This is a genomic window from Rossellomorea oryzaecorticis (genome assembly GCF_045897515.1).
In the GTDB taxonomy this organism is placed as follows: domain Bacteria; phylum Bacillota; class Bacilli; order Bacillales; family Bacillaceae_B; genus Rossellomorea; species Rossellomorea enclensis.
The window spans coordinates 12,232-32,908 of sequence record NZ_JBJOSA010000013.1; the positions used below are offsets into that span (position 1 = coordinate 12,232).

Annotated in this window: 25 protein-coding genes, 3 pseudogenes and 1 other annotated feature; of the genes and pseudogenes, 24 read left to right on the plus strand and 4 right to left on the minus strand. The window is 42.1% G+C overall.

The features are described 5' to 3' along the window. Position 1 precedes the first annotated feature (1 nt). The 5 genes and pseudogenes from ACKA06_RS14660 to ACKA06_RS14680 all read left to right on the plus strand — a co-directional run bounded on the left by ACKA06_RS14660 (position 2) and on the right by ACKA06_RS14680 (position 3,343). On the plus strand, positions 2-799 hold the full coding sequence (locus tag ACKA06_RS14660; protein WP_411159983.1) for a phosphotransferase: 798 nt from the start codon (positions 2-4) through the stop codon (positions 797-799). 324 nt (positions 800-1,123) lie between these two features. Further along, entirely contained in the window at positions 1,124-1,987 is an 864-nt protein-coding gene (locus ACKA06_RS14665) for an alpha/beta fold hydrolase (protein ID WP_411159984.1), read from the plus strand. A 16-nt stretch (positions 1,988-2,003) separates the two neighbouring features. Beyond that, positions 2,004-2,423 carry a FosM family fosfomycin resistance protein gene (fosM, locus tag ACKA06_RS14670; RefSeq protein WP_411160048.1) on the plus strand — a complete coding sequence of 140 codons (420 nt, stop codon included), beginning with the start codon at positions 2,004-2,006 and terminating at the stop codon, positions 2,421-2,423. A gap of 84 nt (positions 2,424-2,507) precedes the next feature. Continuing rightward, positions 2,508-2,807 (plus strand): hypothetical protein, encoded by a 300-nt coding sequence (locus tag ACKA06_RS14675; protein WP_411159985.1) that lies wholly within the window; start codon positions 2,508-2,510, stop codon positions 2,805-2,807. Further along, positions 2,794-3,343: pseudogene (locus ACKA06_RS14680) on the plus strand (GNAT family N-acetyltransferase). Before ACKA06_RS14675 ends, ACKA06_RS14680 begins: the two are co-directional and overlap by 14 nt. 46 nt (positions 3,344-3,389) lie before the next feature. Here the strand turns inward: ACKA06_RS14680 and ACKA06_RS14685 are convergent. Both ACKA06_RS14685 and ACKA06_RS14690 read right to left on the minus strand, forming a co-directional pair. After that, positions 3,390-3,908 carry a GrpB family protein gene (locus ACKA06_RS14685; RefSeq protein WP_411159986.1) on the minus strand — a complete coding sequence of 173 codons (519 nt, stop codon included), beginning with the start codon at positions 3,906-3,908 and terminating at the stop codon, positions 3,390-3,392. Positions 3,909-4,050: 142 nt separating this feature from the next. After that, entirely contained in the window at positions 4,051-4,467 is a 417-nt protein-coding gene (locus tag ACKA06_RS14690; RefSeq protein WP_411159987.1) for an SRPBCC domain-containing protein, read from the minus strand. Between the two features lie 213 nt (positions 4,468-4,680). On the opposite strand from ACKA06_RS14690, the gene ACKA06_RS14695 reads away from it, so the two are divergent. From ACKA06_RS14695 to ACKA06_RS14720, 6 genes are all read left to right on the plus strand, one after another. Further along, the gene (locus tag ACKA06_RS14695) at positions 4,681-5,490 is read left to right on the plus strand and encodes a protein phosphatase 2C domain-containing protein (protein ID WP_411159988.1); all 810 of its coding nucleotides are present in this window, start codon (positions 4,681-4,683) and stop codon (positions 5,488-5,490) included. A 72-nt stretch (positions 5,491-5,562) separates the two neighbouring features. Continuing rightward, positions 5,563-6,105 carry a cysteine hydrolase family protein gene (locus ACKA06_RS14700; protein ID WP_411159989.1) on the plus strand — a complete coding sequence of 181 codons (543 nt, stop codon included), beginning with the start codon at positions 5,563-5,565 and terminating at the stop codon, positions 6,103-6,105. 12 nt (positions 6,106-6,117) lie between these two features. Next, entirely contained in the window at positions 6,118-6,582 is a 465-nt protein-coding gene (locus ACKA06_RS14705) for a DUF4306 domain-containing protein (protein WP_411159990.1), read from the plus strand. Positions 6,583-6,981: 399 nt separating this feature from the next. Beyond that, positions 6,982-7,857, plus strand: a complete 876-nt coding sequence (locus ACKA06_RS14710; RefSeq protein ID WP_032088268.1) for a YitT family protein — start codon at positions 6,982-6,984, stop codon at positions 7,855-7,857. A 175-nt stretch (positions 7,858-8,032) separates the two neighbouring features. Beyond that, entirely contained in the window at positions 8,033-8,260 is a 228-nt protein-coding gene (locus ACKA06_RS14715) for a hypothetical protein (RefSeq protein WP_411159991.1), read from the plus strand. Positions 8,261-8,302: 42 nt separating this feature from the next. Continuing rightward, on the plus strand, positions 8,303-8,590 hold the full coding sequence (locus ACKA06_RS14720) for a 2-acyl-glycerophospho-ethanolamine acyltransferase (RefSeq protein ID WP_411159992.1): 288 nt from the start codon (positions 8,303-8,305) through the stop codon (positions 8,588-8,590). Between the two features lie 48 nt (positions 8,591-8,638). On the opposite strand, the gene ACKA06_RS14725 is transcribed toward ACKA06_RS14720, so the two are convergent. Together ACKA06_RS14725 and ACKA06_RS14730 are read right to left on the minus strand one after the other, a co-directional pair. Then, positions 8,639-9,172, minus strand: coding sequence for a GNAT family N-acetyltransferase (locus tag ACKA06_RS14725; protein WP_411159993.1), 534 nt, complete (start codon positions 9,170-9,172; stop codon positions 8,639-8,641). A 28-nt stretch (positions 9,173-9,200) separates the two neighbouring features. Beyond that, complete coding sequence (locus ACKA06_RS14730) at positions 9,201-9,725, minus strand: AAA family ATPase (RefSeq protein ID WP_411159994.1); 525 nt, start codon at positions 9,723-9,725, stop codon at positions 9,201-9,203. 228 nt (positions 9,726-9,953) lie between these two features. Between ACKA06_RS14730 and ACKA06_RS14735 the strand changes: the two genes are divergently transcribed. The 13 genes and pseudogenes from ACKA06_RS14735 to ACKA06_RS14795 all read left to right on the plus strand — a co-directional run bounded on the left by ACKA06_RS14735 (position 9,954) and on the right by ACKA06_RS14795 (position 20,649). After that, positions 9,954-11,318: a VWA domain-containing protein gene (locus ACKA06_RS14735; RefSeq protein WP_411159995.1), complete on the plus strand. Its 1,365-nt coding sequence runs from the start codon at positions 9,954-9,956 to the stop codon at positions 11,316-11,318. A gap of 128 nt (positions 11,319-11,446) precedes the next feature. Continuing rightward, positions 11,447-11,709: a binding site (T-box leader), on the plus strand. A gap of 52 nt (positions 11,710-11,761) precedes the next feature. Beyond that, positions 11,762-13,399 (plus strand): methionine--tRNA ligase, encoded by a 1,638-nt coding sequence (gene metG, locus ACKA06_RS14740; RefSeq protein WP_411159996.1) that lies wholly within the window; start codon positions 11,762-11,764, stop codon positions 13,397-13,399. 163 nt (positions 13,400-13,562) lie between these two features. After that, positions 13,563-14,087, plus strand: coding sequence for an AAA family ATPase (locus tag ACKA06_RS14745; protein ID WP_411159997.1), 525 nt, complete (start codon positions 13,563-13,565; stop codon positions 14,085-14,087). Positions 14,088-14,109: 22 nt separating this feature from the next. Beyond that, positions 14,110-14,687, plus strand: a pseudogene (gene pgsA / locus ACKA06_RS14750) (CDP-diacylglycerol--glycerol-3-phosphate 3-phosphatidyltransferase). Positions 14,688-14,719: 32 nt separating this feature from the next. Further along, positions 14,720-15,513, plus strand: a pseudogene (locus ACKA06_RS14755) (class I SAM-dependent methyltransferase). Positions 15,514-15,533: 20 nt separating this feature from the next. Then, a complete protein-coding gene (locus tag ACKA06_RS14760; protein ID WP_214871597.1) occupies positions 15,534-16,127 on the plus strand; it encodes a D-glycero-alpha-D-manno-heptose-1,7-bisphosphate 7-phosphatase in 594 nt (197 codons plus the stop codon). Continuing rightward, a complete protein-coding gene (locus tag ACKA06_RS14765) occupies positions 16,108-16,989 on the plus strand; it encodes an alpha/beta hydrolase (RefSeq protein ID WP_411159998.1) in 882 nt (293 codons plus the stop codon). The genes ACKA06_RS14760 and ACKA06_RS14765 overlap by 20 nt, the downstream gene beginning before the upstream one ends. Positions 16,990-17,374: 385 nt before the next feature. Then, entirely contained in the window at positions 17,375-18,052 is a 678-nt protein-coding gene (locus tag ACKA06_RS14770) for a RibD family protein (protein WP_411159999.1), read from the plus strand. Between the two features lie 41 nt (positions 18,053-18,093). Continuing rightward, the gene (locus ACKA06_RS14775) at positions 18,094-18,435 is read left to right on the plus strand and encodes a n-acetylglutamate synthase (RefSeq protein WP_411160000.1); all 342 of its coding nucleotides are present in this window, start codon (positions 18,094-18,096) and stop codon (positions 18,433-18,435) included. A gap of 28 nt (positions 18,436-18,463) precedes the next feature. Next, positions 18,464-18,928 carry a GNAT family N-acetyltransferase gene (locus ACKA06_RS14780; RefSeq protein ID WP_411160001.1) on the plus strand — a complete coding sequence of 155 codons (465 nt, stop codon included), beginning with the start codon at positions 18,464-18,466 and terminating at the stop codon, positions 18,926-18,928. A 118-nt stretch (positions 18,929-19,046) separates the two neighbouring features. Further along, positions 19,047-19,493, plus strand: coding sequence for a GyrI-like domain-containing protein (locus tag ACKA06_RS14785; RefSeq protein WP_411160002.1), 447 nt, complete (start codon positions 19,047-19,049; stop codon positions 19,491-19,493). Positions 19,494-19,520: 27 nt separating this feature from the next. Beyond that, the gene (locus ACKA06_RS14790) at positions 19,521-20,000 is read left to right on the plus strand and encodes a GyrI-like domain-containing protein (RefSeq protein ID WP_411160003.1); all 480 of its coding nucleotides are present in this window, start codon (positions 19,521-19,523) and stop codon (positions 19,998-20,000) included. A gap of 238 nt (positions 20,001-20,238) precedes the next feature. Then, the gene (locus tag ACKA06_RS14795) at positions 20,239-20,649 is read left to right on the plus strand and encodes a hypothetical protein (RefSeq protein WP_411160004.1); all 411 of its coding nucleotides are present in this window, start codon (positions 20,239-20,241) and stop codon (positions 20,647-20,649) included. Positions 20,650-20,677 lie beyond the last annotated feature (28 nt).

Genomic DNA, 20,677 nt, shown 5'->3' on the forward strand with positions numbered 1-20,677 from the left:
TATGTTAAACCAAGAAAACGAAGAGGCACTCACCGGAGGAAATGTCTCAAGCGTATCCCGGTTGAATGACACGGTCCGCCGTGAACTAAAACCGGAAAGCTCCAAAATTCATAAACTATTAAAGCACTTGGAGAAGAAAGGATATAGATATTCTCCAGCATTCTTGGGGATCGATGATAAAGGCAGGGAAATCCTTTCTTTTATAGAAGGAGAAGCGGGCAACTATCCCTTAAAGGAGTACATGTGGTCTGATGAGGCGTTGGAGGGGATTGCGGCCATGCTGAGTCTTTATCATGACGCGGTCAGCGATTTTCCATTTAATGATAACTGGCAGCCGATCGATAACACCCCGCAGCCATATGAGGTCCTTTGCCACAACGATTTTGCCATTTACAACATTATTTTTAATCAAAAAAAGCCGGTCGGGATCATCGACTTTGATGTAGCTGGTCCGGGACCAAGGATGTACGACATCGCCTACACGCTATACACATGTGTGCCGTTAAGCAGGCATTATCATTCTGAAGCGGGGGAGGAAGTAGTCTATCAATCTGATAGGGATGCTGGACGGATCAAACGAAGAGTGAAATTGTTCTTTGAAGGCTACGGGATGGAGTTTGAAGAAGATTTTGTGAACATGGTCTTACTGCGTTTGGAAGGGATATGCAAGACGATTAAGCGAAAAGCCGAAGAAGGCGACGGCGCTTTTCAAAAGATGCTGGATGAGGGGCATGTCGAGCATTATGAGAAGGACATAGCGTTTGTACGGAAGCATGGGGAAGAGTGGAGGTCTAAGTGAAGAGGAAGGACAGAATTGTCCTTTTTTTATTGAAAAATGGAAAAAAAACTGATTAAGTCGGCTGGACTTGTCATAATGGTGCTCGCTCCTTGAAGTTAAAAACAATATATATAAGGTATTTAGAGGCTCAGAACCGAAAATATTAATATATTAATTTTAATTGCGCCGGTTTTTGAATAATTGCGCAGGAATCCTGTTTATTGCGCTACTTTTTGATTTATTGCGCCACTTTCCTGATAATTGCGCCTGTTGTCGAATTTTCTTTATGCCATATGCCGGTCAGAACAACCAGATCATAAGGTATTTCAGAAAGGAGAAGTATATATGCAAACGTGGGAGAGGCAATTGATTACAACACCCCGCGGTACGTTCGAAGTGTTCATAAAAGGCAGTGGTACGCCGCTCTGTGTCACCCACCACTACTCAGAGTTCAATGAAACGGGTGACTATTTTGCAGAAACCTTCACTTCCGGCTACCAGGTCATCCTGGTGAACTTGAGGGAAGCCGGGGCATCGGAAAAAGCACTCGAACCGTATCAGCTGAGCATGCTGGAAACAATCTTTGATTTAGAAGCCATACGAGAGAGCCTCGGTTTTGAAAAATGGGGATTTGCCGGCCATTCAACCGGCGGGATGCTGGGAATCCTATATGGAATTTATCATTCGGACAGCCTCTCCTATATGATCATCACCGGAGCGGCAGCGAGGGAGTATATGACGTTTTCAAAAGACTGTATCTACAATCCTGAACATCCCAAGTTTCAAATCATGCAGGAATACATGGAGACACTGAAACAAAAAGGTTTGAGTGAATCAAAAAGAAAGAGGATCAGCAAGGAAAGAACGAAATTATCCCTTTTTCAACCCGAGAAGTATGACCAATACTTTTCACTACCCATCCACAAAAAAATGTCAGGTGTCAGGCTGAGTTACTTTAGCAGGGAATTGCATGTGTTCGATGTATCGAGAAAGCTAAAGTTGATCACCGCACCTGCCCTTATCTTGTGCGGCAGACACGACGTTCAGTGTCCGGTTTCTTACTCGATTGAAATGGCGAAAGAAATTCCGCATTCGCAGCTTGCAATCTTTGAAGGAAGCAGCCACTATCCATTTTTAGAAGAGAAAGAGTTGTTCTGTAAGGTAGTTGGGCGTTTTATTGAACAGGATACAGGACTAAGCCAAAATTAAGGGTGGTGAGAAGATGTTGATAAAAGGTCTCAATCATTTCTTATTTTCAGTATCTGATTTAGAAAAATCCATCGTATTTTATCAGAGGGTATTCGATGCCAGGCTGCTGGTGAAAGGCCGCAGGACGGCATATTTTGATTTGAACGGAATGTGGCTGGCCCTCAATGAAGAAAAGGATATACCGCGGAACGAAATCCATCGGTCTTACACGCATACTGCCTTTACAGTAGAAGAAGCTGAATTTGATGAAATCGTACATAAGTTAATGAAAATGAATGTCAATATCCTGCCGGGCCGACCTCGGGATGACAGAGATAAAAGATCCGTTTACTTTACCGATCCAGATGGTCACAAATTTGAATTTCATACAGGGACACTGGGGGACAGGCTGGTTTATTATAAGAAGGAAAAAGGGCATATGGTTTTCTATGAATGATAACTAATTTCAAGTGTACCTTTTGGAACCTTCCTGTCTCTTCAACCGTACTTGTAAAATACCCAAAAGAAAAGAGGCGGGAGCATGGAATTAGATTATCAAACAGAACCAGACTATCAACCGGATCCAAAGAAAAACGGGACACGGACTTTTTTGAATAGTATAGGTTTGGTGATATTCGGAGGGTTCTTGCTTCAGAGCCTGACCGTTCCTTTTACGATTACTGGCAGTGGAGAGTTTTCAAAAATCGAAGAGATTAAAATGAGTGCGGGTGAATCCAATTATCGCCTCCCTTGGTATTTTCAGCATAATGACGGCGGTTTATTTAGTGCAGCACCCTATGTCTCATTAAAAAAAGGAGAATACAGATATGATCAAGCTTGAGTATTTCAACCGATCTGACTTTGATCAACTCATTGAGTGGATCGATTCGCCTTCGTTTTTACTGCAGTGGGGAGGGCCGGAGTTCGATTATCCTTTGGATGACAAACAACTGGAACTTTATATTGAGAACGCAAATAATGAAGAGGGGGATACCCTGATTTAAAAGGTTGTCGATGAAGAGACTGATAAAGCAATCGGTCATATTTCACTGGGGAAAATAGATCGAACCAATATGTCGGCCCGTATCGGGAAAGTGTTGGTTGGCAGCCTGCAGACAAGAGGAAAAGGCATTGGCCAAGAGATGATCAGGGAAGCTTTGCGGATTGCATTTGAAGAACTGAATTTACACAGGGTCAGCCTCGGCGTGTTCGATTTTAACACTGCTGCCATCGTCTTATGAAAAGGCGGGCTTTAATAAAGAGGTTCTGCTCCGGGATGCCAGGAGAAACGGTGATGAGTACTGGAGCTTGTGGGAGATGGGCGTTTTGATAGATGAATGGAAAATGGCTTTACCCAGTAATTCTAGAGGGATATGAGGATGTCCGTTCCTCTTTTGGACATCCAATTTAGTAGGAATCCCAATTATGAAAATTTCAATTTAGCTTTTTCAATAATCTCCCTGATAAACGGTTCTTTATGCTCTGTATACGCTGGCCTATTAAACTTAAACCTCTCGGCAAGCTCCTTTTTAAGCCGGGCATATTCTTCAGCTGCCTGGGGATGGATCCTTAAATAATCCCGAAATAGTAATTTCTCACTCCACTCAGTACCCTGGTATTCACAAACGTGCAAATGACAGGTTCCGTTGCCCCACAAACCTTTTCTGAAAAACCTTCTATCTGTTAATTCCAGTTTTGGAACATACTCAAAGTCAATTTGACACAGAGGTTCAATAAGTATTTCTGTTCGGTTCAGATCGTCTATACCGACCATGATGTCGATAATTGGTTTGGCTTTTAAACCTATTATTGAGGTGCTGCCGATGTGCCCGACAGCTGAAATTTCAGTACCGACCACTTTCAAAATCTGATCTTTCTCATATTCAAATTTGTTTACCCATTCCTTTGAGTATGGACTTAACTGTACGATTGAGTTTGACATGAAATCACCTGCTAACGAATATAATTAAGGAATTTGGTCTCTAGTTGAGGAATTTTGCCCGACATACCCGGTTGGGAATTTGCCATGCTTAAAACTGGAAAGAAAAACAGAGAGCCCCCTGGTTATTCAGAGGCTCTTTCTCTTAGTTTTCTACATAACTTTTAAACCGATCGAGTATCGCCTGCCAACCTTGCCGCTGCATGTCAACAGGGTTCTCGGAATCCGCATCGAACGTCTCCACGATTTCAGTTTTGTCGCCATTTGCTTTGAAGGTGATAATGACGGTCCTTCCATCTTCCATTGAATACGCGATGACCTCGTTTGCTTTGACCTCATCATATGTGCCGCCAAAACCAAATCCGAAGCTGCCGTCTTTCGCTTCCATCCTTGAAAGGAACTTACCGCCTATACGCAAATCATTCTCGGCAAACGGGGTGTGCCAGTCATCCGAAGCCGCATTCCATTTGGTAATGTGGTTTGGTTCCGTCCAGTATGCCCAGACCTTTTCTACCGGTGCCTGTACAGTGGTCTGAATGGTGATTTTTTCAGATGCTCCCATTTTGATTACTTCCTCTCCATTAGAAAATATTGTTCAAAAAGGTTACTGGATGAATCTATTTCTATTGTACCCGATTCCTCAGCGGTGCTGTATTATTTTGAAAACAATTATGTAAAAAAGACTTCTGAAGGATTTTGAAATTTTTCTTGAATATGCCAGATTGTTTTGAAATAATTGGTAGTAAATAGAAAAATGTGACTTGGAGAATACATGATGAATAATAAACTAAAAGAGTACAACTGGATAGGCAGTCAAAACGATTTCGTGGATACCATCAGCATCGTACCTGTTCACCATATCTCATTGGGCCGTTTTGGAGGAAATTCGCTGGCAGGTCAATACAAGAATGAAGATGGATGCATAATCTGGGCCGACGAACAACAGAATTGGGAATTTGCTGTACTGATGGATGCACATCAATCAGCAGATAGTGCGGAGCTGGTCGTCCATCAAATTTATAAGTATAAAAGGGACATTCAAAAAATATTGTCTTTATCGTTTGAACTATCGCTCCAAAAAATAGAGGGAAAAATTTTAACAATCTTTCAAGAAGAAGAGTTCCTTTCTTCCTGCCGTAAAGTAGATGGTGAGACGGCCTGTCTCCTCGTACTGAGAAAAGATAAATATCTGTGGTGGTTCTCGGTCGGCGACTGCATCGCCTATCTTTTTCATCCAGAGCTTGCAGGCCTCGGGCAGTATCAAGTCAATCAGAGACACTTCTTTGAATGGATTGGACAAGTTAATACATTCGATCAGGCAGTCCCTTGTTTCAGCAGCGGTATGAGGGAACTGAGAAAAGGTATGAACAGAATCATGTTAACGACTGACGGCCTCGTTGAATGCCCGAATGACCCTTTTTGCAGGGCTGAAAAAATCTATGAAGCTATCAAAAACCAGCCATTGAACGAGGGAATAAAGATTCTGCTTGAGATAATCAAAGAAAATCATGTGAGAGACAGTACCACGATCATTGCCTGGGATGTGAATATAGTAGAAGAGGTAACCATTCCGAGTGATGCGTAAAATGTTCTCATTTATATTCTAATCACGAATAAGGCGGTTACATAGGTAGAATGTTGATAAAGGAGAGAACAAATGAACAGCGCTTTAGTAATTATCGATGTACAAAAAGGTATGTTCCTTGATGAAGCACCTGTATTCAAAGGCGAAGATCTGATTTCCACTCTGCAAACTTTGCTGGAGAAAGCACGTGCGACTGGAATATCGGTCATTTACATCCAGCATAATGCACCTGCTGGTAAGCCTCTTGAGTATGGGACTGAAGCTTGGGAAATACACGATGATATCAAACCAATTCCCAAGGATTTGGTCATTCAAAAAACAACACCGGATTCGTTTTTTAACACGACATTTGAAAGCGAATTGAATAATCTTGGCATCGACCATCTGTATCTTGCAGGCATCCAGACGGAAGCGTGCGTGGATACGACCTGCCGGAGTGCATTCGGCAAGGGGTACAAGGTCACGTTAATTTCTGATGCACACAGTACTTGGGATTCAGGTGAATTGACTGCACAGCAGATTATCAATCATCATAATGGGGTCCTGCGGTGGTTTGCGGATGTGTATCCGTCCAGTAAGGTTAAATTTGAGGCGGTTGAACCGCACCAGATATGAGGAGGGATAAAAGTGAATCGTGTCGTAACCCAAATAGGACTTGGGGTCGCAGTCCTGTTATTTTCATTGTTTGCAACGTTGTTTGAAGGATCAGAGATAGTGGAGAGACCCTTTGAATGGGAGTACTCCACTCCTTTATCCGGTGATGTAAAAGAAGGAAGTGACATTTCAAAACTTGATTATTTTGTCTATGCAATCAAGTTCAAGCCGACATTCCCGATCGTGTTGGCAATAAGCATGGTCTATGTATTGGTGGTGGCAGGGTATCTATTCATTAGTAGAAAAAGATTCTACAGTCTTTACCTGCCAGTTCTGGCAGTTCTGCAGTTAATAGTTGGCTGGTTTATGTTTTCAGCTACAACATCAGGAGCACAAGCGTTATCTTATGTGTTTATAGCTTGCGGGCTAGTATTTTTGCTTATTGCTTTAATGTATCACTTTCCTCCTTCAGGCAGGAGAATTGGCAATAGGAGGTAGGGTTGCGGGTCGTGAATGGGTCGTGGGGACAGGTTCCCTGACCCGTTTTTTGTTAGGTTGGGTATTGAATGAGTGGTTTTTAGTAATCATTTTGTTAGTAATGGACTGACATCCCCTATTGGCAAGAAACGTTGGAGTTATACAGGGGTATTGAGGGGGCAGGCATTATTTTTATTATCAAAAACAACAAAGTTATTATCAAAAATCCGGAAATATTATCAAAACCGAACCATTTATTATCAAATATAAAAATATATTATTAAAAACTAGATTTACCGTCCATTATACCTGCAGGTGTATGAACAAAGGGACGGCCCCAATATACTGTGCCTCATTACGACAAAAAACCAGTCAGTATGATAAACTATAAAATACACCAGGAACGAAGAGAGGAATAACATGAGTACAATTAAAAAGCACAGGGCCGGTAATAAAGCAAAGTTGATCTTCCGGGGTTTTATGGTCATCCTTGGGGGATTCATTGCTGCTTATGGCCTGGAAACCGTATTAATCCCAAATAACGTGTCGGATGGAGGAGTGACCGGTGTAAGTATCGTCGGTTCAAAGCTGTTTGGCCTGCCGCTCGGGGTGCTGATTGCCTTACTGAATATCCCTTTTGTCTGGCTTGGATATAAACAAATCGGTAAAAGTTTCGCCGTCAATTCGATACTCGGAATCGCATCATTGGCGATCGGGACCAAATTGATGCATCATACGCCTGCAATCATTGAAGGGGATACGCTGTTAGTCACGGTTGTCGGTGGGATTATCCTCGGACTTGGTCTGGGTATCGCATTGCGAAATGGCGGTGCCTTGGATGGCATTGATATGCTCGCAGTACTGCTTTCCCGAAAACTGCCGTTTGGAACAAATGACTTTATCCTGATGCTGAATGTCGGGGTATTTGCGATCGTTTCAACAGTATTCGGCCTGCAGGGAGCCATCCTTTCAGCCATTGCTTATTTCATTGCTGCAAAAGTCATACATATCGTAGAAGAAGGTCTGAGTGGATCGAAAACCTTCCAAATCATCACGACGGAACCGGAACTCATGGTCGAAACCATCCGTGATCGGTTAGGCCGCAGTGCCACTTACAAAGAAGCATACGGTGGTTATTCACATGAGAAATTCAAAGAAATCACCTGCGTCATCAACCGCCTCGAAGAAACAAAACTAAAAGAAATCATCAACGAAATCGATCCGGAATCGTTTGTCACCGTATATGAAGTGGCAGAAGTGAAGGGCGGGAATTTCAAGAAGAGGGATATTCATTGATTCTTTTTCCCGGCAACCCAGGTTCTGTTGGGAATCTCCTTCAGAATGAGACTTATCCATATCAGGGAAGTCTTTTTTTATGAAAATTGTCTTGAGAAGATAAGTTATTATTGAAATAATTGGTAGATAGTTGTGTGACCATTCGGCCATAACCAATAAAGAGGAGGGGAAATAAGTGAGGCTTTTAAGAAAAGTGAATCTAGTCCTTGCACTATTAGGCATCGGGCTCGGCTTCACGCATTTTTTTATTAAAGGAGTCCAGGTTCCTTTGTATGTTTCTTTCGCCTATTTATCTATCATATTTTTACTATGGGGGATACAACAAGTAAAGGACAAACAACTGAAGTCAGGTTATTTTTATATCGTTGTTGCAGTTTTTATGTCTATGAGTCTTATATGGTGATAAATCCCCTGCTTCTGAGGATGGGGTTGAGGAGTGTATCAAATGGATAGGAATAAGCTAAGAATCTTCACTACCATCTCATTTTCTATAGCGATCGTCACGATTGTTGTTATCCCTGTCACGATTTATGCATCTGGACCAAATGATATGGGGACAATTGCATTTCTCCTTTCCGTGGCTGGCATCCCATTGAGTATCGTTTCCATGTTCAGCAAAGAAAATATAGTGAAAAGAATAGTTGCTTTGATTGTCAATCTGATGCCATTAAGCTTGTTTGCTTATGCTTTTGTTTTGGAATTAGCTGATGAGTTTCTTCGGTCGGCCCCATAGGCGGGTGAATCACAAAACTTCAGCAAAAATGACTGCTGTTAAAAACGGCTATTCGAAAAACACCTTTGAATAACGCACAGTCCCATGCACTTTTTCAAGAGCGCCATCGACTAATTCCAAAGCCATGAACACATCATCCAGAACCTCGAATGGAGCTTTGATATTCCACCGTGAAGCCCGTTCGAATCCAAATTTCGGATAATAATCTTTGTGCCCCAGTACGATGATGGAGCAATATCCAAGTTCCCGTGCCTTCTCAATGGCTGCCCGGATCAGTGTACTTCCGATTCCTTTATTTTGATAACCCGGCAAAACAGAAACAGGAGCGAGTGCAAGAGACTCTGTGGTACTTGCATCGTTTTCTATTTGTATCCTCGTCAGCATGATATGACCGACTATTTCCTTACCCTTATTAACAGCAACAAGTGACAGCTCCGGTATGAACGCATCTGAAGTCCTGAGCCGGTTGACGAGGAAGTGCTCCTTTTGATCGCTGTATTCTGCATGTTTAAAAGCCTTCTCAACAATCTTTTCAGTAGTCGCGTAGTCTTCAGCCCCTTCTTTTCTGATTAAAATGGACATGTAATCGTCCCCCCTTTCGCGCATATTTTTAACTTTGGATGTAAGTCGTAACAATAAAACCAGGGTCTTTGATGATAGTGTGCACAATCCCTGCTGTTTGTCTATGGGTGGTCTCGCAAAGAAAGGGTTGGTTTTTGGGGCTTGACTGCAGCTTGTTCAATAGATACAGAGAGCGATCAATAGAGTTCTCGTCTCCCCTCGTATGAATGCGTTCTATCAGTGTTTCTTCGGTCGCCTTCAAAACGATATATTTCATAGTAACCTGCAAATCTGATAGCTGCTTACAAAACCAGTCAAATTCCTCTTCAACCACAAAGTCAATGACCACATTGAAGCCCTTCAGGATGAAACCTCTTGTTAGTGCCAGGATATGCTCCCAAGTGAGACTCAAGCGTTCCTCCCAGGATGCTCCTGCACCGTAACCAAACATATCAAGAATAGTGTCCCCTTCAATTAGTACACAATTATTCACATTCTGTGCGAGCTTTTTTGATGTGGTTGATTTTCCAACCCCTATTGGGCCGGAAATGAGGTAAATTAATCGGTCTGACACGTGGGTACATCCTTTCCGAATCATCAGTTCTTTTGAAAAAATCATATCATAATCCCCATATTTTGTATTGAGTGTAAAAAACATCATAGTAGTTTAGTCTCAACTAGAAAGGGGTATAAAGTATCGAATTCCCTCTATTTGTAAAAAAAGATCATCATCCAGTCATGATTTTGTTTACAATGATTTAGTAGGTACATAGTTATGAAGAATGATAATGGAGGAAACGCTTTGAAAAAATTAATGACTTTGATATGCTCTGCAGCGATTATTCTGGCAGGCTGCGGTTCTGAAGACAAAAAAGAAACAGGTGAAAAAGCTGATGCATCCCCAAAACAAGAAGTGAAAAAGGAAGAACCAACTGAACAGTGGTGGAATGAAGAACTGGAATATTATAAAAAACCAGACACAGGCAGGGAACTGACGGAGATTGAGAATCAACTGATGAGAAAGCCGGGTCCTTTAAGCGGAGACCAATATGATGTACAAAAAGCGAAGAAAAAGCTTGATGAACTGCCGAAAGATGCAAACAAGGATGAAATTGAACGGGCAATCTTGTCCTTGATCCATGAGGATTATCATGAGGAGACGAAAACGTTTATTAAATTCGATCCTTCAGTGAATGTCAATGTCAACCGTCCTGACGAGAAGTCAGAAGAGCCGGCAGCTAAAAAATCGCATTTCGCTATTTTATTGGATGCAAGCGGCAGTATGAATGCTAAGAACCAAAATGGTACCCGGATGGATGAAGCAAAGGATGCCATCAACAGTTTTATTGAGACCCTCCCCGGAAACAGTACGTTATCAATCAGGGTTTATGGCCATAAGGGCTCAAGTGCCGATAAGGACAAAGAATTATCCTGCGGGAACACGGAAAGAATTTATGAAGGCGTGGCGGATTCAGCTAAGGTGACAGTGGCATTGGATAAACTGCAAGCCAAAGGATGGACGCCAATCGGAAAAGCTCTTTCTGAAACCAAAAATGACATTCCGGAAGATGCGGCTGCATCTATTGTTTATGTCGTAAGTGATGGTATTGAAACATGCGGCAGCGACCCTGTGGCAGAAGCGAAAAAACTAGCAGACGAAGGAATCCAGCCGATTATTAACATCATAGGTTTCCAGGTTGATAACGAAGCCCAGACCCTTCTGAAGAAAGTGGCCGAGGCTGGGAATGGAGAATTTTCCTATGTCAATTCAAAGCAGGAATTAGAAAAATATTGGGAAGAAGAATATCAGCGGATGATGGATGCGTGGGACGAATGGAAAGCAGAAGGAATGAAGCAAGCAGATGAAAAAAGTGAGGAATTGATGAATCTGGCAACCGAAACCGGTAATTCCATTATGGATAAATCTGAACTCGAATTTAAACGGGCGGAAGAGTTGATCGCCTATCTTGAGGAAGAACGGAAGTTGGAGAATGCCGGGGATGTGTGGAGTCGCTTCTATGATCGCCAGACTGATATTTGGCAATACGGCTATCACACTTCCACCGACAATTGGCAGGATTCATACCACAACGGGAATGATGTCTGGCGGGAGTTCTACAATGAAGGGAATGCGAAATGGACCGAGTATTACCATAAAACTTATTGAAGCTGAGCCAGGGGGAAAGGTACATTGGCTCGTTTCTCCTGGAGAAGCAATGATGCTTGCAAATTTATCAATTCATTACATGCTTCTAAAAACTTCTAAGTTGTGGCATAATAAGGAAAATAACAAGAACAAATGCAATGATAAGGAAAGTAATTCAACATCATTTTCTTCCAGAGAGCTTCGGGAGCTGAAAAGAAGCAGAAAATCGTTGAGTGAAAATGGCCTTTGAGCTGCGGCATCGACTTCCCATTAGGAATAGATGTTGACGAGATTTGACACTCGTTACAAATGTCAAAGTATAGGGAGTCCCATCTCTCCGTACTTAGTGAGGCTGATCATGTGAGGGATCGGCGAATCAAGGTGGTAACACGAGATAACCCTCGTCCTTAGGCAACTATGTTTGTCTTGGGGCGGGGTTTTTTATTTTTAAAGGAGGAAGAAAGATGACGATATTTATTGGAGGGGCATGGCCTTATGCGAATGGTTCACTGCATTTGGGACATATCGCTGCCTTATTGCCAGGAGATATTCTGGCCAGATACTACAGACAAAAAGGAGAACGGGTCCTTTATGTGTCCGGCAGCGACTGTAACGGAACACCGATTTCAATAAGGGCAAATCAGGAGCATACCACCACCGAGGAGATTGCTGACCGTTATCATCAGGAATTCGAAGAGTGCTTTACGAAACTGGGCTTTACCTATGACCTTTATACCCGCACAGATGCATACCATCATCACAAGTCTGTGCAGGAGATTTTCCTGAAGCTCCTGGAAAATGGTTACCTTTATAAGAAGACGATCGAGCAGGCATACTGCGAAACCGATCAACAATTTTTACCCGATCGCTTTGTCGAAGGGACCTGCCCAAACTGTGGGGCAAAAGCAAGAGGTGATCAGTGCGATTTTTGTTCTGCCATCCTCGATCCACTTGAATTAATCGGCAAGCGCTGCAAAATCTGTGGAAATCAGCCTTCCATAAAAGAGACAGAGCATTATTATTTTGCGTTCAGCAGATTCCAGAAAAGGTTACAAGGATTTTTGGAGTCAGCACAAAAAAAGAATAGGTGGCGGGAAAATGCCGTCTCTTTAACCAACAGATATTTAAAAGAAGGGGTGCCGGACCGGGCGGTGACACGTGACCTGCCAAACGGAGTCCAGGTTCCCATTGCCGGTTTTGAAAACAAGAAAATATATGTGTGGATCGAAGCGGTATCGGGGTATTTAACGGCAAGTATGGAATGGGCAAAACATGCAAATGAAAAAATAGAAGACTGGTTGAATGAGGAAACCATCTCCTATTATATTCACGGGAAGGATAACATCCCGTTCCATACTGTCATTTGGCCGTCGATCTTAATGGGGCTCAACAATCCTGACCTGCCCACACATATTATCTCAAATGAATATCTGACTTTGGAAAAACGGAAGCTGTCGACCAGTCAAAATTGGGCTGTCTGGGTCCCTGACATTTTAAAGAGATATGACCCGGATTCCATCCGCTATTTCTTAACCATCAATGCACCTGAAAACCGGGATACCGACTTTTCATGGCGTGAGTTTATCTACAGTCACAACAGCGAACTGCTCGGTGCCTACGGAAATTTTGTCAATCGTACATTGAAGTTCATCCAGAAATCGTATGACGGTATCGTACCTAAAGGACAAATTGATAGAGAAATTAAAATGAAGATTCGTCAGCTCTACAAAGAGGTGGGAGCTTTAATTGAAGATGCACAATTAAAAAATTCTCTGGAAACCGTGTTTGAGTTTATTCGCTATGCCAACAAATATTTCGATCAGCAAAAACCATGGATACAGATTCATGAGGATAAGCCTTCGTGCGACGATACGATGACCAATTGCATGTACATTATTTCTAACCTTGCCGCGCTCCTGCAGCCTTTTCTCCCTTTTTCGAGCGAGAAAGTGAAAGACATGCTGGGACTGGGTGAGTTTAGGTGGTCGGAATTCGAGCCAGGGGTAAAGACTCTTAAAGACATAAAGCCGCTTTTTGAGAGGATTGATGTCGGGAAGATTGAAGAGGAGTTAAGCAGGTTGAATGAGGGTGTTTCAAGATAGTAAGCGTCATTTTAATGGAAGAAAGCTCGATAAAGTTAGAATCGGGATTTTTATTTTTACAAAAACATTGTAGGATAAGGTTATTTTTGGAATAATTAGAATTAAATGAACTATTTGTGATGAATAAAATTAGTTTAAATAAAGTCAGAATCGAGGAATACCCATGTTTTTTCTCCAAATGTCAGGTTTCCCTGGCTCTGGCAAGTCTACCCTGGCACTAGAAATCGCCAACAGTACAGGAGCAATCGTAATTGATCACGATGTAACAAAGACTGCATTGCTGGAGACGCCAGAGGGTGAGGGGATGGACGGAAAGACCTCCGGGAGCATTTCATATCATATCGACTGGTCTATCATCGAATCAATATTGTCCCAGGGTCGAAGCGTTATTTTTGACAGTCCTTGTCTGTACGAAGAGATAATTAAAAAAGGAACGGACCTGGCAAGGAAGTACCGTGCTTCATATAAGTATGTTGAATGTTATCTCGATGATTTTAATGTAATCAACCAGCGACTGAGTAACAGAGAAAGAAAGATTAGTCAGATAAAAGAGGTAAAATCTTTTGAGGGATTCAAGAAGACTCTTGAAAACAGCAAAAAGCCAGATGGCCATCGGTATTTGGTGGTGGATACGAGTAAGGGTTTGGATACATATATCCATGGGGTTATGGGGTATTTGAAGGAGTAAAAAGCAATATGAGGTACGAATTATGAACTTACCAAATAAAATAACGGTTGTAAGAATAGCGTTCATCCCCGTTTTTCTGCTCTTTTTATTAGTCCCGTTACCTTTGGGAACATTTTTTATAGGAGGTGGGGGAATATACGTTTCTCATTTTATCGCCGCCCTATTATTTATCCATGCTTCTGTTACAGATGGTTTGGATGGGTATTATGCAAGAAAATATAACTTAATTACCGACTTGGGGAAGTTTCTCGATCCTTTAGCAGATAAGTTATTGATAACGGCAGCCTTGGGGCACTGGTGCAGTTAGGGAACGTGCCCAGCTGGATGGCATTTATTATCATATGCCGTGAATCCGCTGTAACTGGTTTACGCTTAATTGCAGTTAGAGAAGGTAAAGTGATTGCAGCAAGCAACCTGGCAAAATGGAAAACAAGAATTCAAATCATATCTATTTCTGCCTTGCTTCTGCATAATATACCGTTCACTTATATTAATGTACCCTTTGATATCCTTTCCTTATGGGCTGCAATGATCATTACCCTGGTGTCCGGTTGGGATTACTTTGTGAAAAACAAACAATTCCTGAAGATAAATAGTTAGTCGCTAAGAGTTTTTAAAAAGGGGGGAAGTCAATGAATCAACAGAGTATCAGTAAAATAAATCAAATCGGATGGAATCAGTCTGAATACCAAGCCTGGGTCAACCGGCATGGAACCCCGAAGGAATATGAGTATTAAAGGCTGAACCTAAAAAAACAGTCTCTCATTATCTTCACTATATGGGGGATGTAAATGGGAAAAAGATAGTCAACCTGCTCGGTTCGAAGGGGAATAAAGCTGTGTCACTTGCGTTATTGGGTGCGGACGTAACTATAGTAGATATCTCTGAAGGAAATAAACAATATGCCGCCGAACTCGCTGATGCAGCAGGTGTACATATTCACTATTTAGTTTCGGATGTATTAAATATTCCGGATGAGGAACAGCTGCCTGATTATGATTTTGTCCTTTTGGAAGTTGGTGTATTGCATTATTTCACGGATTTGTACCCTCTTTTTGAATTGGTTTATACACTTTTAAAACCGGGGGGAAGATTTGTTTTAAGGGACTTTCACCCCATCGTATCTAAGTTAATCAGTGTGGAAAACAAGCAAGTGGCTGCAGACGGGAACTATTTTAATGACGGCCTTAAAGAAGTTGAAGTGGCATACAGTTTACTGCTTTCCGAGGGTGAACGTGTGAAACTCAAGAAGAATACGATTCGCAGATGGACACTAGGGGAGGTCGTGACAGCCGTTATTCGTGCCGGGTTGACCCTGGAAACTCTGGAAGAAGAAGCTGGGATCAGGTGGGCATTTCCTCACGATTCACCTATAGGGATTGAGGACAGAATCCCAGGGTTATTTACAGTTTTGGCGAAAAAATGATAGCTGGTGGAGGTCAATGTATGAAAGCCGTATTTCTAGACCGTGACGGTAGCATAGGAGGGACCGGCGGCGGGGTTCATCCATTTGAGTTTGAGCTGTATGAATTTGCATTTTGTGCTATAAGGTCACTTAATGAATTGGGAATCAAAGTATTTTTGTTCACCAATCAAACGAGGGTGGGCAGAGGTTATTTTACAGAGGAGGAATTAATAAAAGGATTCGAGTTGATGAAAGACGAATTGAAGGGTCAGTCTGCTTTCATCGATGATATCTTTTATTGTCCCCATCACCCTGAAGTTGGCTGTAAGTGTCAGAAGCCTGGAATCGGATTATTACTTAGAGCAAAAGAAAAGTACAATCTAAGACTTGAGGATTGCTTCGTTGTAGGAGATACCGGAAGTTCGGATATGGCAGCGGCACACGTTGCAGGAGCCACAAAAGTGCTCGTGAAAACAGGCTGGGGTGAAAGTTCACTTACCAAATACCGGGAGAGCTGGGCAGGAATCGAACCGGATTTCATTCCGGAGGATTTGAGGGAAGCGGCGGCTTGGATAGGCGGTGATTTGATGGATGTAAGTGGAAAGGAGGGAGCGGATGATCTATTCACAGGATAGTTCTGATCTAGAATATATCATTCTGGGAAAAGGACCAACCATCCTTGTTTTCGAAATAGGAATAGGCAGTTCTATTTATAATTGGTGGTCCTTTATTCAGGAGCTGAAGAATGACTTTACCGTTGTGGTGTACCATAGGGCTGGTTATGGGAAAAGTAAGGTTTCCTCGAAGCCTAGAGATGTGAAAAATATTGCGATGGAGTTGGACAGCTTAGTAAACCATCTAGAAATTAATGAAAAGTTTGTGTTGGCCGGGCATTCATTTGGTGGCCTTTGCGCGCAGCAGTATGCAAAAATGCACCCTCAAAAATTAAAAGCTGTAATATTAATTGATTCCACCTCTTTTAATTTTCAGAAACTGTATGATTTAAATTTGCCCGTTATGTATTCTCACATCAGCATGGAAAAAATGATAGAAAGTAACATGTTATCTTCAGAGAGAACCAGAGAACAATTAGAAAATGATTTTCACGATGCTATCCAAGAAGCGCGCCGCAATATACCTGAAGAACTAATTGGACAGTTCGTTGACTTTTTTACCAGGCCAGTTTTCTTTAGGACCATTGCTGAAGAATTTCAACATTGGCATAAGGACAGTGAGTTGATTAAAGATTCCGGTCCATTTCCTGAATTGCCCTTAACCGTGATAGCCAGGGACGAGAGGCTGTCTGCCCTCCCTTTCATTGAATACGGAATACCGGAAGAAGAAGCAACTCTCCACGAAAAAGTATGGAGAGAGCTGCAGATCGGGTTATCACAATTGAATAACATGGGGCAGCTTGTGATTGCGGAAGGTAGCGATCATGAAGTACATAAGGATCGGCCGGATTTGCTTATTAAGTGTTTGCTGCGTTATAAATGAAAGTTTTAGTTAAAAACATAAATACTGGTACTGAAGATAAGTTAAATTGCTCTTAAGCGGATATGATACCAGCTTTTATAAGCAACTATTCTAAAATATCGGTCCGAATAGCTTCTGTATATATAGGATTTCGGTTGATATGAGGGGTATTATTGGCTCTTGGAAATGTATATTATCAAAAGCGGCCAAGTTATTATCAAAAATCTAGATATATTATCAAAAACCATCCGTTTATTATCAAAAAAAGAAATATATTATCAAATCTCCCAGTGAAGCGCTCTTAATACCCTGGTGTGTATGTGAGTGCTTGATTCTTTGAAGCCAGCAAAAAAATACTGACAAAAAATTTTTTGTATCCGATAGCATTGAAAAAAAGGAGGGACTTATGTTGAATAGACCGGAAGTAATCGTAAATGTGTTCTCCTCAATTGACGGAAAGCTGACAACAGCTCCGGGGAATAATGTCATGGAATGGACAGCTGCAGGAATCGACGGCGGGGCGAATGAAATCACTCACCGGCTGTATGATCAGCTGGAGTGTGACGGGTTGGTGTCAGGCAGTGAAAGTCTGATTGTCTGGGGAAAAGATTGGGTGGAACTCGATCAGCCAATCTATGAACCTCAAAAATCCAAGGCGTACATTGTATTTGATGGGAAAGGGCGCATTGACTGGTACCAAACAGAGGGATTATTGGTCGTGACGAAAGAAGACGTGTCAGATTCATACATTCAGCAGTTGAACGAGAAAGGAATCCAATACATCACGGCAGGCAGAGGAGAGTACATTGATCTGACTTTGGCCCTTCACAAATTATATGAATTGGGCTTCAGGAGACTGGGACTGAGCGGAGGCGGTATGATGAATGGAGCATTTCTGAGGCAGGGGCTCGTTGATGAAATCAGTTTGGTGATGGCACCTTTAGAGGTAGGGGGTAATTCCACCCCGTCACTGTTTGATTCTGAGAATTTAAAAGGACTGGACGGTGCGGCAACACTGAAGTTGAAAGATCTGCAGCGTGTCGGGAATGGTTCGGTTTGGCTCCGTTATCAGGTAAAGAGGTAAGGACTCAGGAATCGAAGTTAATTAAAAAAGGAGCGATAGACATGATCAATTATGATGGACGGTCATTTGTATCAACAGAAAATACGGCTAACGGTGAAGTTTCGTCAAAAACAACTTTTGAATACAAGCAGGACGGTAATATCCTTTCTGCGGCCTATAGCGGGGGAGAAATAAAGAAAGGTACGCTGATTGGGATTGTGAAAGAAGATGGTTCCTTAACCTTCCGATACAACCATGTAAACGTCCATAATGAAATCCGCGGAGGCCAGTGCACTTCCACTCCTGAAATTCTGCATGATGGCAGGATCAGGCTCCATGAAAACTGGAAATGGCTCGATCGTGACCAGAGTGAAGGAGAATCGATTGTGGAGGAAGTTAAATAATAACGGATTCTTGAGAGGATAGAGATGAATGAGCGAAATTGGGAACTATGAGTTGAAGCCAATCGCCAGCCTGCTTGATTTTGATTTACATAGTTTGATAGAGCAAAGCAAAGAAGATGGGTTTCGGTTCGTAGAAAGATTAGTCAATGATTATAAAAATGGAAGCAATACGTTTAACCGTGAAGGAGAAGTTCTCATTGGCGTGTTCAACGAAGAAGGAATCCTTGTTGCGATCGGCGGTTTGAATATAGATCCATTTTCCAAAGATAACAATATCGGCAGATTGAGAAGGTTTTATGTCAGCAAAGAGGTCAGGAGAAACGGTATAGGAAGCCTGCTGGTGAATAGAATCATAGAAGAGGCAAAAAGATACTATGAAATAGTGGTGATTCATACAGACACAGAACAGGGTGATCGGTTTTACCGGGCGGTTGGATTTTCGAAGGGAGATCTTTATCCGGGGTCGAGTCATTATTTAGTGCTTAATAAATGAATGTGAGTTTTATAGAGCTTATCCAAAGGAGGATAAGATCTTTTTTGTTTAAATATTCCAAATTAAAGGAGATAGATGTTTAAAAGAAGAACTAAACAAGTATAAGGAGAGATGCAAATTGAAATATAAAAAAATCAAACAACAATTCAGATTGGTCGGCATGAAGAATAATGGAGCATTTGCTGACTTTGACACGGAGGTTCCAAAAGCAGCCCAGCAATTTATAGCGAAGGCAGCGGACTATAAACACCTGGTCGGTACTGAAATTGCAGTCTTTGAATCAAAAAAGGATGAACAACATCTGACTGGACAGTATTATGTGGGGCTGATTGTCGACGAAGCGCCAAATGATGTACCAGATGGGATGGATGTAATCGAACTGAACGAGGAGTACGTGACTGCGAGGGGGAGCATAAACCAAATCGGCAGCCTGCATAACGGTTTGGTAAAGTGGGCGGCGGAGCAGGGATTCAGGCGGAATCCTGAAGCTTATATTGTGGAGACATATCACCCGGTGGGAAACGGTGACGAAGAGGTAGAAGTATATTTGCCGGTTTATACCTAATCACATTATTGAAAGGAGAACGAAGAGATGGAAAATGTAAAATCGTTAAGTCTGGATGGAGTAAAGACAATGGAGGAGAAGAAATTAGTAGGATTCAGGGGAGTCGGCGGTGATATAGCAGATTTCCAGGAAGAGATACCGAAAGCTTCAATGGAGCTTGCTAAACGTAAAAATGAAATTAAACACCTGGTCGAACCGGTTAAACTGATCGGGGCTTTCAAAGCTTCGGAGACGTCAGAGGATGATGACGGGTACTGGTCCTGTTTCGAGGTCCATGATTTCGAAGACATCCCCGAAGGCATGGTCACGCTGACAGTCCCTGCCCAGAAATATGCCGTACTGAATTTCACTGGCCGTGCTTCAGAAATTTACCGAGTATATGATCATCTGCATCTATGGATCGATGAGAATGGCCATAAGAGGACCCCTGATAAATGGACCCTGGAAATCTATTCTAAATGGTCGGAGAATGAAGATATCGTGGACCTGTGTGACCCGATTCTCTAACTGAATGGCTTACCCCTGCCCGGTCGATCAGGACTGGGTTCTTTTTATGAAAAAATTCAGATTTATCCCTATATCATTATGAGGTATCTGCTGGTAAAATTAGGTTTATGAAACTTATGGAATATTAATATTGTAAAGTGCCCTGGATAGTGTGCTTTGAAGTAAGGTGATTTAACTCCGTCTAGACGGGGGCAAGGTACCTGTCCCCATGGCCCAATTCTTTAAGAAGGAGGAAGAAATGAACAAGGTTTTTTTCTTTTTGGTTGTCTCTTTATCTTTTCTAGTTCCAGGTTGTTCGAGTGACGAATCCAATGAAAAGCAGGTTATAGAAATACAAGAATACGCTGATCTGGATGGAGGGGAATACAGGGAGCTCGAAAATATAACGGAAACAGATCAAGTTCAACAAGTCAAAAAGATCGTTCGTGATGCGAAATGGGAAGAGACGCTTGTCAATATGGGAAGACCGGCTGATTATCGGTTCACCTTTCAATTTGAGAATGCTGACATTGAAGCGAAACCCGTCCTGCATGAGCTTTGGATAAGTGCATCTTCGGAAAAAGCCGAAATGATCAGAGGCGATATAGAATACAGCCGACTAAATGAAAAGGATACTGCAGCCTTAATTGAAGTATTAACCGGAAATTAGTCAACCAATAAAAGTTGAATAGAGAATG

Excerpts from the sequence above, each read along its gene's own strand:
- ACKA06_RS14660 (WP_411159983.1), top strand. The coding sequence starts at position 2 with ATGTTAAACCAAGAAAACGAAGAGGCACTCACCGGAGGAAATGTCTCA.
- ACKA06_RS14665 (WP_411159984.1), top strand. The coding sequence starts at position 1,124 with ATGCAAACGTGGGAGAGGCAATTGATTACAACACCCCGCGGTACGTTC.
- ACKA06_RS14675 (WP_411159985.1), top strand. The coding sequence starts at position 2,508 with ATGGAATTAGATTATCAAACAGAACCAGACTATCAACCGGATCCAAAG.
- ACKA06_RS14685 (WP_411159986.1), bottom strand. The coding sequence starts at position 3,908 with ATGTCAAACTCAATCGTACAGTTAAGTCCATACTCAAAGGAATGGGTA.
- ACKA06_RS14690 (WP_411159987.1), bottom strand. The coding sequence starts at position 4,467 with ATGGGAGCATCTGAAAAAATCACCATTCAGACCACTGTACAGGCACCG.
- ACKA06_RS14695 (WP_411159988.1), top strand. The coding sequence starts at position 4,681 with ATGAATAATAAACTAAAAGAGTACAACTGGATAGGCAGTCAAAACGAT.
- ACKA06_RS14700 (WP_411159989.1), top strand. The coding sequence starts at position 5,563 with ATGAACAGCGCTTTAGTAATTATCGATGTACAAAAAGGTATGTTCCTT.
- ACKA06_RS14710 (WP_032088268.1), top strand. The coding sequence starts at position 6,982 with ATGAGTACAATTAAAAAGCACAGGGCCGGTAATAAAGCAAAGTTGATC.
- ACKA06_RS14720 (WP_411159992.1), top strand. The coding sequence starts at position 8,303 with ATGGATAGGAATAAGCTAAGAATCTTCACTACCATCTCATTTTCTATA.
- ACKA06_RS14725 (WP_411159993.1), bottom strand. The coding sequence starts at position 9,172 with ATGTCCATTTTAATCAGAAAAGAAGGGGCTGAAGACTACGCGACTACT.
- metG (WP_411159996.1), top strand. The coding sequence starts at position 11,762 with ATGACGATATTTATTGGAGGGGCATGGCCTTATGCGAATGGTTCACTG.
- ACKA06_RS14745 (WP_411159997.1), top strand. The coding sequence starts at position 13,563 with ATGTTTTTTCTCCAAATGTCAGGTTTCCCTGGCTCTGGCAAGTCTACC.
- ACKA06_RS14760 (WP_214871597.1), top strand. The coding sequence starts at position 15,534 with ATGAAAGCCGTATTTCTAGACCGTGACGGTAGCATAGGAGGGACCGGC.
- ACKA06_RS14765 (WP_411159998.1), top strand. The coding sequence starts at position 16,108 with ATGATCTATTCACAGGATAGTTCTGATCTAGAATATATCATTCTGGGA.
- ACKA06_RS14770 (WP_411159999.1), top strand. The coding sequence starts at position 17,375 with ATGTTGAATAGACCGGAAGTAATCGTAAATGTGTTCTCCTCAATTGAC.
- ACKA06_RS14775 (WP_411160000.1), top strand. The coding sequence starts at position 18,094 with ATGATCAATTATGATGGACGGTCATTTGTATCAACAGAAAATACGGCT.
- ACKA06_RS14780 (WP_411160001.1), top strand. The coding sequence starts at position 18,464 with ATGAGCGAAATTGGGAACTATGAGTTGAAGCCAATCGCCAGCCTGCTT.
- ACKA06_RS14790 (WP_411160003.1), top strand. The coding sequence starts at position 19,521 with ATGGAAAATGTAAAATCGTTAAGTCTGGATGGAGTAAAGACAATGGAG.
- ACKA06_RS14795 (WP_411160004.1), top strand. The coding sequence starts at position 20,239 with ATGAACAAGGTTTTTTTCTTTTTGGTTGTCTCTTTATCTTTTCTAGTT.